The organism is Elioraea tepidiphila DSM 17972 (assembly GCF_000378465.1).
In the GTDB taxonomy this organism is placed as follows: Bacteria; Pseudomonadota; Alphaproteobacteria; order Acetobacterales; family Acetobacteraceae; genus Elioraea; species Elioraea tepidiphila.
This window is the reverse complement of the sequence record NZ_KB899914.1, coordinates 62,311-75,831: the sequence shown is the minus strand read 5'-3', so window position 1 is coordinate 75,831 and position 13,521 is coordinate 62,311. Positions and strand designations below refer to the sequence as shown.

The 13,521-nt window shown below is 72.4% G+C and carries 12 protein-coding genes; 6 read left to right on the top strand and 6 right to left on the bottom strand.

Translation table 11 applies throughout. From position 1 onward, the window contains the following. Positions 1-38: 38 nt before the first annotated feature. A complete protein-coding gene (locus F563_RS0105375; protein WP_019013625.1) occupies positions 39-1,532 on the bottom strand; it encodes a glycosyltransferase family 39 protein in 1,494 nt (497 codons plus the stop codon). A gap of 136 nt (positions 1,533-1,668) precedes the next feature. On the opposite strand from F563_RS0105375, the gene F563_RS0105370 reads away from it, so the two are divergent. After that, the gene (locus F563_RS0105370; protein WP_019013624.1) at positions 1,669-3,171 is read left to right on the top strand and encodes a glycosyltransferase family protein; all 1,503 of its coding nucleotides are present in this window, start codon (positions 1,669-1,671) and stop codon (positions 3,169-3,171) included. A 3-nt stretch (positions 3,172-3,174) separates the two neighbouring features. On the opposite strand, the gene F563_RS0105365 is transcribed toward F563_RS0105370, so the two are convergent. After that, on the bottom strand, positions 3,175-3,609 hold the full coding sequence (locus F563_RS0105365; protein WP_019013623.1) for a PaaI family thioesterase: 435 nt from the start codon (positions 3,607-3,609) through the stop codon (positions 3,175-3,177). Continuing rightward, entirely contained in the window at positions 3,606-4,940 is a 1,335-nt protein-coding gene (locus F563_RS0105360; protein ID WP_019013622.1) for an aspartate aminotransferase family protein, read from the bottom strand. Before F563_RS0105360 ends, F563_RS0105365 begins: the two co-directional genes overlap by 4 nt. A gap of 132 nt (positions 4,941-5,072) precedes the next feature. Between F563_RS0105360 and F563_RS23790 the strand changes: the two genes are divergently transcribed. The 4 genes from F563_RS23790 to F563_RS0105340 all read left to right on the top strand — a co-directional run bounded on the left by F563_RS23790 (position 5,073) and on the right by F563_RS0105340 (position 9,577). Continuing rightward, on the top strand, positions 5,073-6,317 hold the full coding sequence (locus F563_RS23790; RefSeq protein WP_019013621.1) for an EAL domain-containing protein: 1,245 nt from the start codon (positions 5,073-5,075) through the stop codon (positions 6,315-6,317). A 151-nt stretch (positions 6,318-6,468) separates the two neighbouring features. Beyond that, on the top strand, positions 6,469-7,554 hold the full coding sequence (locus tag F563_RS0105350; protein WP_019013620.1) for a TRAP transporter substrate-binding protein: 1,086 nt from the start codon (positions 6,469-6,471) through the stop codon (positions 7,552-7,554). Positions 7,555-7,580: 26 nt separating this feature from the next. Further along, a complete protein-coding gene (locus F563_RS21650; RefSeq protein WP_019013619.1) occupies positions 7,581-8,180 on the top strand; it encodes a TRAP transporter small permease subunit in 600 nt (199 codons plus the stop codon). 23 nt (positions 8,181-8,203) lie between these two features. Next, positions 8,204-9,577, top strand: coding sequence for a TRAP transporter large permease (locus tag F563_RS0105340; protein ID WP_019013618.1), 1,374 nt, complete (start codon positions 8,204-8,206; stop codon positions 9,575-9,577). Here the strand turns inward: F563_RS0105340 and F563_RS0105335 are convergent, their stop codons facing one another. Continuing rightward, positions 9,578-10,744: an iron-containing alcohol dehydrogenase gene (locus F563_RS0105335; RefSeq protein WP_019013617.1), complete on the bottom strand. Its 1,167-nt coding sequence runs from the start codon at positions 10,742-10,744 to the stop codon at positions 9,578-9,580. Positions 10,745-10,901: 157 nt separating this feature from the next. On the opposite strand from F563_RS0105335, the gene F563_RS0105330 reads away from it, so the two are divergent. Further along, positions 10,902-11,147 (top strand): hypothetical protein, encoded by a 246-nt coding sequence (locus F563_RS0105330; RefSeq protein WP_019013616.1) that lies wholly within the window; start codon positions 10,902-10,904, stop codon positions 11,145-11,147. On the opposite strand, the gene F563_RS0105325 is transcribed toward F563_RS0105330, so the two are convergent. Both F563_RS0105325 and F563_RS0105320 read right to left on the bottom strand, forming a co-directional pair. Continuing rightward, on the bottom strand, positions 11,144-12,607 hold the full coding sequence (locus F563_RS0105325) for a M81 family metallopeptidase (protein WP_019013615.1): 1,464 nt from the start codon (positions 12,605-12,607) through the stop codon (positions 11,144-11,146). The two genes, F563_RS0105330 and F563_RS0105325, sit on opposite strands and share 4 nt — an antisense overlap. A 94-nt stretch (positions 12,608-12,701) precedes the next feature. Next, complete coding sequence (locus F563_RS0105320) at positions 12,702-13,415, bottom strand: alpha/beta fold hydrolase (RefSeq protein WP_019013614.1); 714 nt, start codon at positions 13,413-13,415, stop codon at positions 12,702-12,704. Positions 13,416-13,521: the final 106 nt, after the last annotated feature.

Here is a 13,521-nt window from a genome sequence, read left to right as displayed (position 1 = left end):
TCTCCCGATCGGCTGGACGCGGCTCATCGGGAGCCGCGCTAACCGGGCCGATCCACGGATGGCTCGAAGGCGGCAATCCACACCTGCCGGCCGAAGGGCAGCGCGAAGGCGGGGTCGCCCAGGATGGGGAGGAGGTTCGCGAGGTCGGGCGGGTCGTGCTGGCCGGAGCGGCCGATCACGACCAGCAGCCGCCCCGGCATCGCCTCGGCAACCGCCTCCGGCGCCGGCAGCACCTGGGCCGGATCGAGCGTCCGCCCCTGATGCGCGAGCATCAGTTCGACGGTGAGCCGGCTCAACCCGTCGCCGAAGAGCAGCCGATCCTCGGGGCCGACCAGGTGCTCCAGTGCCTGCGCCGCGAGATCCCAGCGCGGCTTGCGCTCGGCGGCGTAGTAGGGCGCGAGCTGGAGGCCGGCGGCGAGCGCGAGCGCGCCGGCAAGCGCGGGCGCGGCAGGCCGCACCGCGCGAACCCGGTCGAACAGCGCCCCGGCCCCCACGCCGGCCAGCACCAGTGCGGCGGGCACGCCCGTGAAGAGATAGCGCGGCACGAACACCGGCGTGATCAGCCCGGCGGCGAGCAACAGGACGGGGGGCAGGAGCGCGGCCGCGACCAGCAGGACCCCTGCCGACCCGCGGAGGACCAGCGCGCCGGCCACGGCGAGGATCAGGACCACCGGGCCGAGCGGCGCGATGGGCTCGGCGAAGGGATGGAACGCCACCGGGTCGAGCCGGCCGAGCAGATAGGCGAAGCCGACCCCGCGCGCGACCTCGACGAGGCTGGGCGCGGGCACCCAGTAGCCGGCGACCCGCGTCGCGAACGGCCCGGCCATGCCGGCGAGCCAGGGGAGCCACACCAGCGCCACGGCGCCGACCGCCGTCCACGCGGCACGGTCGAACCGGCCACGCGCGCGCAGCCCCAGCCCGGCGCGCATCGCGGCAAACCCCACGAGCGAGGCAAGAAGCCACAGCACCGAGCCCTTGAGCGTGATCAGCGCGCCGGCCGTGCCGGCGACCCAGGCCGCCCAGGCACCGAGCTCGCCACGGCCAGGCCGAAGCGCGAGCCGCACCTGACCGGCCAGCGCGATCTGCACCAGCAGCATCGCCAGAGCGTAGGGACGCGCTTCCTGCGCGTAGGTGACCGCGAAAGGCGCGAGCGCTGTCAGCAGCGCCGCCGCATGCCCGGCCCAGCGACCGCCGAGGTCGCGCGCGACAAGGAACGCGACCGGGACGGCGAGCGTGCCGAACAGCACAGACGGGGCGCGAAGCATCGCCGCCGCATCGCCGAACGCCGCGACCCAGCCGGCGACGACCAGGAAGTAGAGCGGATAGTGCGCGCCCGAGAACGCATCGGCGATCAGATCGGCCGGCGGCTGGGTCGCCCGCCGCCACGTCAGCAGTTCGTCGAACCAGAGCGGATCGGCGGCGATGCCGTGCCAGCGCGCCCAGAACGCGGCCAGCGTGACGACCGCCAGCGCGGCGACGTCCGGCAGGACGGTCGGCGGCGCGCGGGCGGGGCGGGCGGCGAGGGACACCATGGCGCGCGCCGATATGGGAGGCGCGGGGGCGCGCGGCCATGGCAGCGCTGCCCGGTCGCGATCACGATCCGGCAATGATCGCCTGCCACGCTGTTGCCGCGCGCGTGCGCTCAACTGCCACGCGGGGGTCCGCAACATGGCCGTTCCGTCCGCGCCCGCCGGGCGCAGCACACCCGCGCTGACGGCGCTTGAGGGCGCGGTGCTCGCCTTCGCTGTCGCCGGCTTCGCCTGGCTCGGGCTGATCTATCTGCGCATGCTGGTCTCGCCGGCGCCGCAGGAGATGCGCGAGGGCGCGCTGATCGTCACCACGCTCGCGCTGCTCGATGGGCGCAACCCGTATGCGCCGGACGCGCTCGCCGAGGCGGGCAATCTCTACGGCATCGTCTATCCGCTGGCTGTGGTGCCGTTCGCCTGGCTGTTCGGCGCCGGGCTTGCGGTGCACCGCGCGGTCGCCGGGCTTGGGTTCGCGCTTGCCGGCTGGCTGCTCTGGCGGCTGTTGCGCCGCGAGGGGGTGGACCGGGTGACCGCCGGGTTCGCCACCGCGTTGGTGGCGGCGGGCTGGCTCTACTGGGTGGGCGCGACGGCGCGGCCGGACGGCATCGGGGTGGCACTGATGATGGCGGCCTATGCCGTTGCGGCGCCGCGGCCGGAGGATCCGCGCCGTTTCGCCCTCTGCCTCGCGTTCTCGCTGTTGGGCCTCGTGACCAAGCTCTACTTCGTCTTTCCCGCCGGTGTCGTCGCGGCCTACGTGTTCCTGTTCCGCTCCTGGCGGCGCGGCTTGGCCTTCGGCATCGCCACGCTCGGCGGCATCGTCGCGACGCTCGTGCTGTGCGCTTCCCTGCTGCCTGGCTACCCCGTGCTGGTGCTGGGGGCGAATCTCGCGGCCACGGTCTACGACACCGGCCATCTGCTCCGCCAGTCGCGCGACTGGGCGGTGTTCAGCCTGCCGCTGCTCGCGGCGCTGGCGGCCGTCGTCGCGCGCGGCCTGCGCCCGCCCGGGTTCTGGACCTTCGCGTCCGTCGCGGCCCTCGCCGCCTTGCTGGTCGTGCTCGGCGGGCATACCGGCGCGCATATGAGCTACTTCTTCCACCTCCTCTCGCCGCCGCTGGCGCTCGCCGTGCTCGGCGCGGGCGCGGGCGACGCCGGTCCGCAGCGCGCGTTCGGGCTCGCCCTGCCGCTCGCCATGGTGCTGAACGCGCCGTGGTTCCCGCTCGACCCCGATCGGTTCGCCGAGGCCGAGGCGCGCTTCGCGGCCGCCGAGCGGCTGATGGCCGCGGCCGCGGCGCCGCTCGTCACGACGGAGCTGGCGGCCTTGGCCGTGCTGGACGGCCTGCCGGCGCCCGAGACCGGGCACAGCGAATACTTCGCCGACTATGCCGCGCTCGACCCGCCACCGCTGCTCGAGCCGCTCTGGCTGCCACGCGAGACCATCGCGCGTGAACTCGCGGGCCTCGCCGAGGAGGTGGGGGGTGATCTCGACGCGCAGCGCTTCGACCTCGTGATCGCCAACCGCGGATCGTCGCTCGTGCGCCGCGAGGTGCTGCTGCGCTGCCGCTACCGCGTGGTCGATCAGATCGAGATCGAGATGGCCTGGAGCTTCCAGCGCTGGCCGCTGGAGGTCTGGCGGCCGGTGAATTGACCCTCAGCGCGCGCCGTCGGGGATCGCGTAGGTGATCGTCATGTGCGCGACGTCCGCGCCCTCCGCCGCGCGCGACACCTCGGCCAGCATCACCGCGAGCCGGCGTCCGACCCGGAGGGCGCGGCAGTCGCAGGCGAGGTCGGCGAGGCCCGCGGGACGGAGAAACGACACGGTCAGGTTCGCGGTCACCGCGAGCGGTACCGGCCCGATCACCGACAGGAGCGCGATCCAGGCGGCGACGTCGCCGAGGCCCATGATCGCGGGTCCCGACACCGAGGGCCCGGGGCGGATGTTTCGCTCGTCCAGCGGCAGCAGCACCCGGCAGCGCCCGCGCGCATAGTCGGCGAGTGCGAGCCGGCCGTCATTGAACCCGGCATGCGGGTATTCGCGGCGGAGGAAGTCCTCCATCGCCGCGCGGTCGAGCGCGGGTTCGTTCATGCGGCCAGGGCGGCGTCCACGGCCTCGCCGAGCCGGGCGACGATGAGGTCGAGCTCGGCCTCGGTCACGGTGAAGGGGGGGGCGAGCGTGACATGGTCGCCGTTCCGCCCGTCGATCGTGCCGCCCATCGGATAGACCAGCAGCCCGCGCGCCATGGCCTCGCCGCGCACGCGGGCGTGCAGCTTGCGGGCGGGATCGAAAGGCGTCTTCGCGGCGCGGTCGGCCACCAGTTCGAGCGACCAGAACAGGCCACGCCCGCGGATGTCGCCGACATGGGCATGGTTGCCGAAGCGCTCGACCAGCCGGGCCTCCAGCCCGCGCCCGAGCTCGCCGACGCGCGCGATCATCCCCTCCGACCGCAGCACCTGCTGCACCGCGAGCCCGGCGGCGCAGGCCACCGGATGCGCGGCATAGGTGTGGCCGTGCTGGAACGCGCCCGAGCCGTCGCGGAGCGCGTGCACGATCCGCTCGTGCACCAGGAGCGCGCCGAGCGGCTGGAACCCGGCACCCAGCCCCTTCGCCACCACCAGGATGTCGGGCGCGATCCCTTCCGCCTCGCAGGCGTGCAGGCTGCCGCACCGGCCCATGCCGCACATCACCTCGTCGAGGATCAGCAGAACGCCGTGGCGGTCGCAGATCTCGCGGATGCGGCGGAAATAGCCGGGTACCGGCGGCACCGACCCCGCGGTCGCGCCGACCACGGTCTCGGCGAGGAACGCCGCGACCGTGCCGGGCGGGTGGCGCGCGATCTCGGCCTCCAGGCTGTCGGCGGCGCGCTGCCCGTACTCCTCCTCGGTCTCGTCCGGCCGCCTGAACCGGTAGGCGAAGCAGGGCTCGACATGGCCAGCCGGGATCAGGATCGGGTCATAGAGCGCGCGGCGGGCCATGTTGCCGCCGACCGACAAGGCGCCGAGCGTGTTGCCGTGATAGCTCTGCCTGCGGGCGACGAAGCGGGCGCGGCCCGGTTCGCCGATCTCGACAAAGAATTGGCGGGCGAGCTTCAGCGCCGCCTCGATGGCCTCCGAGCCGCCCGAGACGATGTAGGCGTGGCTCAGCCCGGCAGGCGCGTCGGTCAGCAGCATCTCGGCCAGCCGTTCGGCCGGTTCGGAGGAGAAGAACCCGGTATGGGCGTATTCGAGCCGGCCGACTTGGTCGCGCACGGCGGCGACGATCGCCGGGTGCGCGTGGCCGAGACAGGAGACGGCGGCACCACCGCAGGCGTCTGCATACCGGCGCCCCATACTGTCGGTGATCCAGAGCCCGTCGCCTGCAACCGCGACGGGCGGGGCCTCGCGCAGGCTGCGGTGGATCAGGCGCGACTCGTGAAGCATTTCTTTACAGTCTCCGGGCGGCGGGCCATTTTATCCGTGATCCGTGTCGCGCTTCTTGCGACAAGCCCAGCACGCCTGCGGGGCAAGCGGGGCACGCGCGTGACGCTAACAGACTCGGGTGGGGCACGGAACATGGCCGGCGGCGATCCGACCAAGGGCTTCGCGGCCGCGGCGGCCGCGTTGGCGCCCTGGTCGTCGCCCGGCGCGCCGCCGCCGCTGGTGCTCGCGCGCGGTGCTGCCGCCGGGCTGCTGGCCGGGATCGCCGCGCAGGAGGGCGATGGCGAGGTGCTGGTGGTGCCGACCACCGATGCCGCTGTCACCCGGCTCGCGCGCGCTTCCGCCCCGCCGCCCTTCGTCATCGTCGAGGCCGCCGCCGTCGGCCGCGGGCTCGGCCGGTTCCTCCGCCTGCTCGCCGAGCCGGATCTCGTCGCGCCGGTCCTGGTGGTCGGAGAGCCGCGCCGCGCCGGGCGCATCGCCAGGGTGGCGCGCCGGCTCGGGCTCCCGGCCTGCGCGCTCGATACGCTGGATCGGCTGCATGACCTGCGGACGGTGCTCGCCGGTCTGGCCGCGACGCCGCGGGAGGAGGCGCCCAGCCTCACCGCCACCGAACTCGCGCAGGCGATCGCCGGGGGGGCGATCGTCAACCGCTACCAGCCGCAGGTTCGGCTGGCCGACGGCGCCCCGCTCGCGCTCGAGACGCTGGCGCGGTGGGAGCACCCCAGCCACGGCACGCTCGGGCCGGGCCAGTTCATCCCGCTCGCCGAGACGGCCGGGCTCGCCGCCGATCTCGCACGGCGCATGGTGCGGCGCGCGGTCGCCGACATGGCGGCGCTGCACCGTGCCGGGCACCGCTACACCATGGCGCTCAACCTGCCGCTCGACGTGCTGCTCGATCCGGCGACCGCGGATGAGCTCGCGGAGGCGGTGGCGGAGGGCGGGCTGCCGCCCGAGGCGCTGACCATCGAGCTCACCGAGAGCCAGGTCGCGCACGACCTGATCGCGGTGCGCGACGCGGCACTCCAGCTGCGCGGCCATCGCTTCGGCGTCTCGATCGACGACTTCACCCTCTCCGCGTCACAGACCGGCCTTGTTTCGCTGCCGTTCAGCGAGATGAAGCTCGACCGTTCGCTGGTCGTCGCGGCCTTGGCCGACCGCACCGTGCGCGGCGCGCTCGCGAGCGTGGTGCGGATGGCGCATGGCCTCGGGCTGGTGGTCGTGGCCGAGGGGATCGAGACGCCGCAGGCCTGGGTGGTGGCGCGCGAGATCGGCGCCGATCTCGCCCAGGGCTGGATGGTCGGCCGGCCGCTGCCGGCCGGGGCCGTCGCCGCCTGGGCCGCCTCCTGGATCGCGGCCGGAAGGGCGGGCGCGCGCTCCTGAAGGGGACGCAGCGCATCGGCCGCAGAGCAGGCTTGCTTTTGGTGCGTCACCCGATCAATTTGTGCGGCGCAGCGCGGATTGGACTCCTCCGGACCGCGCCCAATCACCGACAGGCGCCAGCGCGATCGGCGCCGCGCCAGGGAGGGACCGCATGGCATTGCTGAACAGACTTGGTCGTCGCGTCGCACTGGGTGCCGCGGCGGCGTCCATCGCGCTCGGGCTCGCCATGAGCGAGGCCGCGGCGCAGGAGCGCGTCCGCTGGGGCGTGCCGATCGCCTTCGGCTCGAACCTCACCGCCCTCGGCGACACCCTGCCCTGGGTCGCCGACCGGCTGCGCGCGATGTCGGGCGGGCGGATCGATCTGCGCGTGCAGGAACCCGGTACCGTGATCCCGGCGCTCGGCGTGTTCGATGCCGTCAGCGAGGGCAAGGTCGACGCGGGCTACACCTGGATGGGCTACGAGATCGGCAAGGTGCCGGCCTCGGCCCTGTTCGGCGCGACCCCGTTCGGCATGGAGGCGATCGAGTTCTCCGCCTGGTACTGGTTCCACGGCGGCAAGGACCTGCTGATGAAGATCTATGAGCGCCACAACGTGGTGCCGATCTTCTGCGGCGCGATCAGCCCCGAGGGCGCCGGCTGGTTCCGCGCCCAGATCACCAGCCTCGACCAGGTGCGCGGGCTGCGCTTCCGCGCCGCCGGGCTGGGCGGACGCATCTGGGAGCGGGTCGGCGCCTCGGTGCAGCTGATCCCGGGCCCCGAACTCTACCAGGCGCTGGAGCGCGGCGTGCTCGACGGTACCGAGTTCAGCCTGCCGACGGTCGACGAGCAGCTCGGCTTCCAGCGCGTGGCCAAGTTCCTGCACCTGCCGGGCTGGCACCAGCCCACCACCAACCAGTTCCTCTATGTGAACAAGGCGGTGTGGGACAAGCTGCAGGACACCACCAAAGCGATGATCGAGACCGCCTGCCAGGCGGGCGTCGCCTACGCGATCGCACGCGCCGAGGCGCTGCAGGGCGCGGTCCTGAACCGTTTCCGCGAGCAGGGTGTGACGGTGGCGCAACTGCCCGAGGACGTGCTGAAGCGGCTGCAGCAGGCGACAAAGGAAGTCCTGGACGAGCAGGCCGCGCGCGACGCCGACTTCAAGACCGTGCTCGACAGCATGCGCAGGTTCCAGGCCGAGCACCAGCCGTGGAAGCATCTCGGCTACCTGCCGCGGAACTGGCCCGCGACCCAGTGAGGCGCTGAGACACGAGGGACGGGATCATGACCAAGGTCCCGACCCGGCCCGGCGAGGCGATCACCGGTCACCTCGCCGGGCTGCCGCCCTTCGCGCCGGCGGATGCGATCGAGCGGGCGGTGCGCGGCATCGGCAAGGTGTTCGCGCTCGCCTGGCTTGCGCTGGTGCTGATCACCGTGCTCGCGGTGGCGGAACGTTACGCGCCCCCGATCACGGCGGCGATGGCGGCGGTCTTCGGCCCCAATCCAGGGACGGCGCTGACCGAGCTGCAATGGCACATCTACGCCGGCGGGTTCCTGGTCGGCCTGTCCTACGCGATGACGGTGGGGGCGCATGTGCGCATTGACGTGTTCGCCGAGCACTGGTCGCTGCGCACCAAGGCCTGGGTGGAACTCGCGGGCATGGCGCTGTTCCTCGCCCCCTTCGCCGTGTTCGTGCTGATGCACGCCATCCCGTTCGTGGAGCGGTCGTACGCGCTCAATGAGGTCTCACCCTCGCCGGGCGGACTCGGCGGGCGCTGGATCATCAAGTCGTTCATCATCGTCGGCTTCGTGCTGATCCTCGCCGCCGCACTGGCGCGGACCATGCGCATCCTCAACTACCTGTTCCGCCACCGGGCCGGCTGAGCCGCCGGGTCAGGACCGAGAGCATGCTCGAGACCTACGAGCTGATCGTCATCGCGCTGATGGCGAGCTTCATCCTGCTGATCTTCACCGGCTACCCGATCGCCTGGGTGCTCGCCGGCGTGTCCTTCTGGTTCGTCGTGATCGCGCTCTGGGGCGCCGAGACGCTCGACTGGGACACCTTCATGCTGGACCGCTGGATCCGGTTCAGCGTGATCGTCGACCGAATATGGTCGCAGATGCAGAACTCGGTGCTGGTCGCGCTGCCCAACTTCATCTTCATGGGCATCATGCTCGACAAGTCGGGCGTCGCCGAGAAGCTGATGCAGGCCTTCACGCGGCTGTTCGGCAGCCTCCAGGGCGGGCTCGCGATCTCGGTCTGCGCGATCGGCATCCTGCTCGCTGCCTCGACCGGCATCGTCGGCGCATCGGTGGTGCTGCTGGCCACACTGTCGCTGCCCCTGATGATGGCCTACGGCTACTCGCGCCAGCTCGCGACCGGCGTGGTCGCCGCCTCGGGCACGCTCGGCATCCTCATTCCGCCCTCGATCATGCTGGTGATCATGGCCGACCAGCTCGCCATGTCGGTGGGCGACCTGTTCATGGGCGCGATGATCCCGGGCCTGCTGCTCGGCGCGCTCTACATCGTGTACGTGGTGGTGATCTCCAACGTCAGCCGGGGCGTGGCGCCGCATCCCCCCGACGCGCCGAAGGTGACGCTCGGCCTCGTGCTGGAGGCGCTGCGTGCGATGGCCGCGCCCGCGGCGCTGATCCTCGCGGTGCTCGGCTCGATCTTCTTCGGCATCGCCACCGCGACCGAGGCCTCGGCCGTCGGCGCGTTCGGCGCGATGCTGCTCGCGCTGATCAACCGGCGGCTCGATTGGCGCACGATCAAGGATGTCTGCTACGGCACCGCCTCCACGACCGCCTTCATCATGGCGATCTTCCTCGGCGCCTCGGCCTTCGCGCTGGTGATGCGCAGCCTCGGCGGCGACGAGTTCATCGCGCACATGCTGAAGAGCCTGCCCTTCGGCCCCGACGGGATCATCATCGTGATCCTGGCGATCGCCTTCGTCGCCGGGTTCTTCCTCGACTGGCTGGAGATCAGCCTGATCTTCCTGCCGCTCGTCGCCCCGGTGGTGAGGGCGCTCGGCTATGATCCCGTGTGGTTCGTCGTGGTGTTCGCGGTGATGCTGCAGACCAGCTTCCTCACGCCGCCGGTCGGGTTCTCGCTGTTCTACGTCAAGGGCGTGGCGCCCAAGGAGATCGAGACGCGCGACATCTATCTCGGCGTGCTGCCCTTCGTCGCGATCCAGCTGCTCGTCGTGTTCCTGGTGTTCGAGTTTGCCGAGATCGCGCTCTGGCTGCCGCGCGAGGTCTACGGCGCGGCCGCGCGCTGATCAGCCCGCCCAGACCTCCTCGTAGAGCGCCATGATCTCGTCCTTGCTCGGCACGCGCGGATTGTTCGCCGGGCTGCCCGAAGCGAGGGCCTGGTCGGCCATCGTGGGAATGAGCGCGCGCCACGCGGCCTCGTCGAGGCCGTAGCTGCGCGGCGTCGGCACCACGAGATCGCGATTGAGCGCGCGCAGCTCCTCGACCAGCCGCGCGGCGGCCGCCTGGTCGCCCTCGTCCTCATGCGCGACCCCCATCGCGCGCGCGGCCTCGGCGTAGCGCGGCAGCGCGGCCGGCAGCGAGAAGGCGGTCACCGCGGGCAGCAGCATGGCGTTGGAGAGACCGTGCGCGACGTGGAAATGCGCGCCGATCGGCCGGCTCATGCCGTGCACCAGCGCGACCGAGCTGTTCGAGAAGGCGAGCCCCGCGAGCGTCGCCCCCAGCATCATCGCCTCGCGCGCGGTGGCGTTGGCGGGCTCGGCGTAGGCCGTGCGCACGTTGCGCGCGATCAGCGCCATCGCGCGCCGCGCCATGGTGTCGGAATAGGGGTTGGCGCGCTTCGACACATAGGCTTCCAGCGCGTGGGTCAGGCTGTCGATGCCGGTATCGGCGGTGGTCCGCGGTGGCACCGAATAGGTGAGCTCGTAGTCCACCAGGGCCGCGAGCGGCAGGGCGGCGAGCCCGGCGATCAGCATCTTCTCGTCCCGTTCCGTATCCGTGATGACGGTGAAGCGCGTCACCTCGCTGCCCGTGCCGGCCGTGGTGGGCACGGCGAGGATCGGCAGGGCGGCGAGATCGGCGGCGCGCGGCACCTTCCAGTCGCGCATCTTTCCCCCGCCCGCGGCCAGGATGGCGATCGCCTTGGCGGTGTCGATCGGCGAGCCGCCGCCGAAGCCGATCAGGCAGTCGATCTCGCCGGCCGCCTTCAGCGCGGCCACACCTGCCTCGACCACCGTGTCGGTCGGGTCGGGCACGGTGTCGCTGAACACGGGCGGGACGATGCCGGCCTCGGCCAGCGGGTCGAGCAGGCGGCGCACGAGGCCGGAGGAGACCATGAACGGGTCGGTCACCACCATCGGGCGGGCGAGCCCGAGCGCGGCCAGCACCTCCGCCGCCTGCGCCACCGCGCCGCCGCCGATCCGCATGATCCGGGGTGAGACGATTGTCGCCACCATGGTGTGTCCTCCGTCACTGCGCCCAGACCCTAGACCGGGTTTGGTGATGCGTTAACCGGATGCGGGGAATGATCCGGCGTCCGCCAGCCTTGGCGACGGACAAGGACGTGCCGAAGACCCCGCAAGGGCGATGGCCCGGTCTCAGGAGTAAGGTGCCATGTCGGTCTGGCTCATGATCCTGCTCGCCCCCTTCGTCACCTCGCTCGGCGTGGTGCTGGCGGCTCTCGCCGGCATTCCGGCGATGATCGCCGCCCTCGCCCTGGTGCCGCTCGTGTTCGGCGCGGGCCTCGTCTACGCCGCGACCACGGCCAGCGTGCCGGCCGGGTTCTTCGCCGCCGCCATGGTGGGCGCCATCCTTGGCACGGTGCTGACCAAGCGCCAGCACGCCGAGCAGCGCGGCTAACCCACGGCCGCGAAGGGGTGCGGGTCGAGCGGCCAGATCGGCCGCCGCACCTTGGTGTAGGGAATCCGCGCCGTATCCGGCGGGTAGGGGCCGCCGCAATCGACATAGATCACGCCCGCCGCGATCGGCGCGAAGGCGGCGTGGAAGTGGTTCGATGACTTCACCACGACGATCTTCTTGGCTGCGAGATCGATCCCGAGCTCGGTGAACACGGCCGGGTTGAAGGTCTGCGCGCGCGTGCTGGACAGCACCACATCGAGCGCACCGATCGACACGGCGGCCGACGGGCCGAGCGACACCACGCTTTGCTCGAACGGGATGCGCAGATCCTCGGTCACCGCGCGCACGGTCACGGTCGCGTCCACCGGCCGGCCGGAACTCGGTGTCGCCTTGCCGCCGAAGCGGAGCGGCAGCGTCGCGCCTGCGCCGGCGGCGATGCAGAACGAGGCTGCGACCGGGTCCCAGAGCGCCCCGAGGGCGGCGGGAATCTCCGGCCGTGCGAGCAGGGCCTCGGCCAGCACCGTCGAATCGCCGGCGACACCGCCGCCCGGATTGTCCCAGCGATCCGCGAGCACGACCGGGCCGCCCGGGATCGCCAGGGCCTCGGCGATCGCCTCCGTGGGCTTCGGGTGCGGCGGCACGCCTGCGCGGCCCCAGGACAGAATCTCGCGCCCGAGCTGCTCGGCGAGCCGCGCGGCTGCGTCGGCGTCGCCGTCCGCATAGACCAGCACCTTGGACCCGACATCGTACACGTCCGCCGCCTGGAAGCCGTGATTGACGCTGATCGAGAGGATGCCGTCGCGCCCTTCCATCGCCAGCAACCGGTCGACGAAGGATCGGCCCGGCTCGCGGCTGGTCATGAAGCCGCCGATCGCGCGCATGTCGAACAGCGCGGGTGCGGGCCGGATCGCGCCGCGGGCGCGCGCCAGGCAGAGCCGGGCGAGGTCGCGCGCGCGGGCGAGGAAGTCCGTGTGCGGGAACTCCTTGAACGAGACGATCAGATCGGCGGCCCGCACCATCGTCTCGGTCAGATGCGCGTGCAGGTCGAGTTCGGCGCCGATCGTGCAGCCGGGACCCGCAATCGCGCGCACGCGCGCGAGCAGGTCGCCTTCGCAGTCGTCGTAGCCCTCCGCGACCATGGCGCCGTGCAGGCCGAGCAACACGATGTCCACCGGCAGGGCGGCGCGGAGCTGGTCGAGAATCTCGTCACGCAGGCTTTCGTAGGCGGCGCGGCCGACCAGCCCGGCCGGCTCGGCCCAGGTCGCGGTGCCTTCGATCAGCGTCAGCCCCTCGGCGGCGGCGAGCTCGCGCGCGGCGATCATCGGCGCCGAACACAGCGTCGGCCAGGGCGGGTGCTCGCCGGGACGCGCATAGAACGCCGAGACGAAGGCGCGCCGATCGGTCGGGATCGGCGCGAAGGTGTTGGTCTCGGTCGCGAGGGAGGCGGCGAAGAGGCGCATCAGGGAGCTCCGGAGAGGCCGCGTATGCTCATCGTGGCGGTCGCGCGGCTGCACGCGACCGGGATGTCATAGACCAGGGCGATGCGCAGCCGCGTCACGGCAATGCGCCCTCGAGCCAGAGGCGCAGCAGGGCCGTGACCGCCTGAGGCCGCTCCAGCGGCGAAAGATGGCCGCACTCCTCGATCACCGCGAGCCGGGCGCCGGGGATCAGCGCGGCGATCTCCTCCGAGTGCTCAAGCGGCGTCGCCGCGTCCTCGCGGCCGCAGATCACCAGCGTCGGCGTGGCGATGCCGCGCAGCAGATCGCGGCTGTCGGGCCGGTGCATGATCGCGTGCTGCTGGCGCAGGAACACCTCGGGGCCGAGCCGCTCGGCCATCGCCATCACCGTGCCGCCGGGCTCGGGCGCGGCGAGGCAGTCGGGGTGCAGATAGTAGGGCAGCAGCCGCGGCGTGACGCCCTTGAACTGGCCGCGCCGCGAGAGGTCGAGCAGCACGCGCCGGCGTGTGCGCTGCTCGTCGGTATCCGCCCGCGCCGAGGTGTCAAGCAAGGCGAGCCGGGCGATGCGCTCGCGCGCCGCGCGCAGCATCGCGAAGGCGACGTAGCCGCCCATCGACAGGGCCGCGAGGGCGAAACGCGGCGGGGCGGCGGCCAGCACCCGCGCGGCCATGGCATCCAGGCTGTCGTCATGGCGGAGGTCGGCGACGGTGACGGTGCGATCGCGGCCGAGATGATGCGCCTGATGGGTCCAGAGGGCCGCATCGCACAGCAGGCCGGGCAGCAGCAGCAGCGGAAGGGGCTCGGCGGGCATGCCGCGCGATCCTGGCCCGCGACGGCGTGCTCGCCAAGCCGTGCACGGTGTCGAGCCGGCCCGACGCCCCGGTTTTCCTTGACGCCCGGCCGCCTCTCCCCTAGTG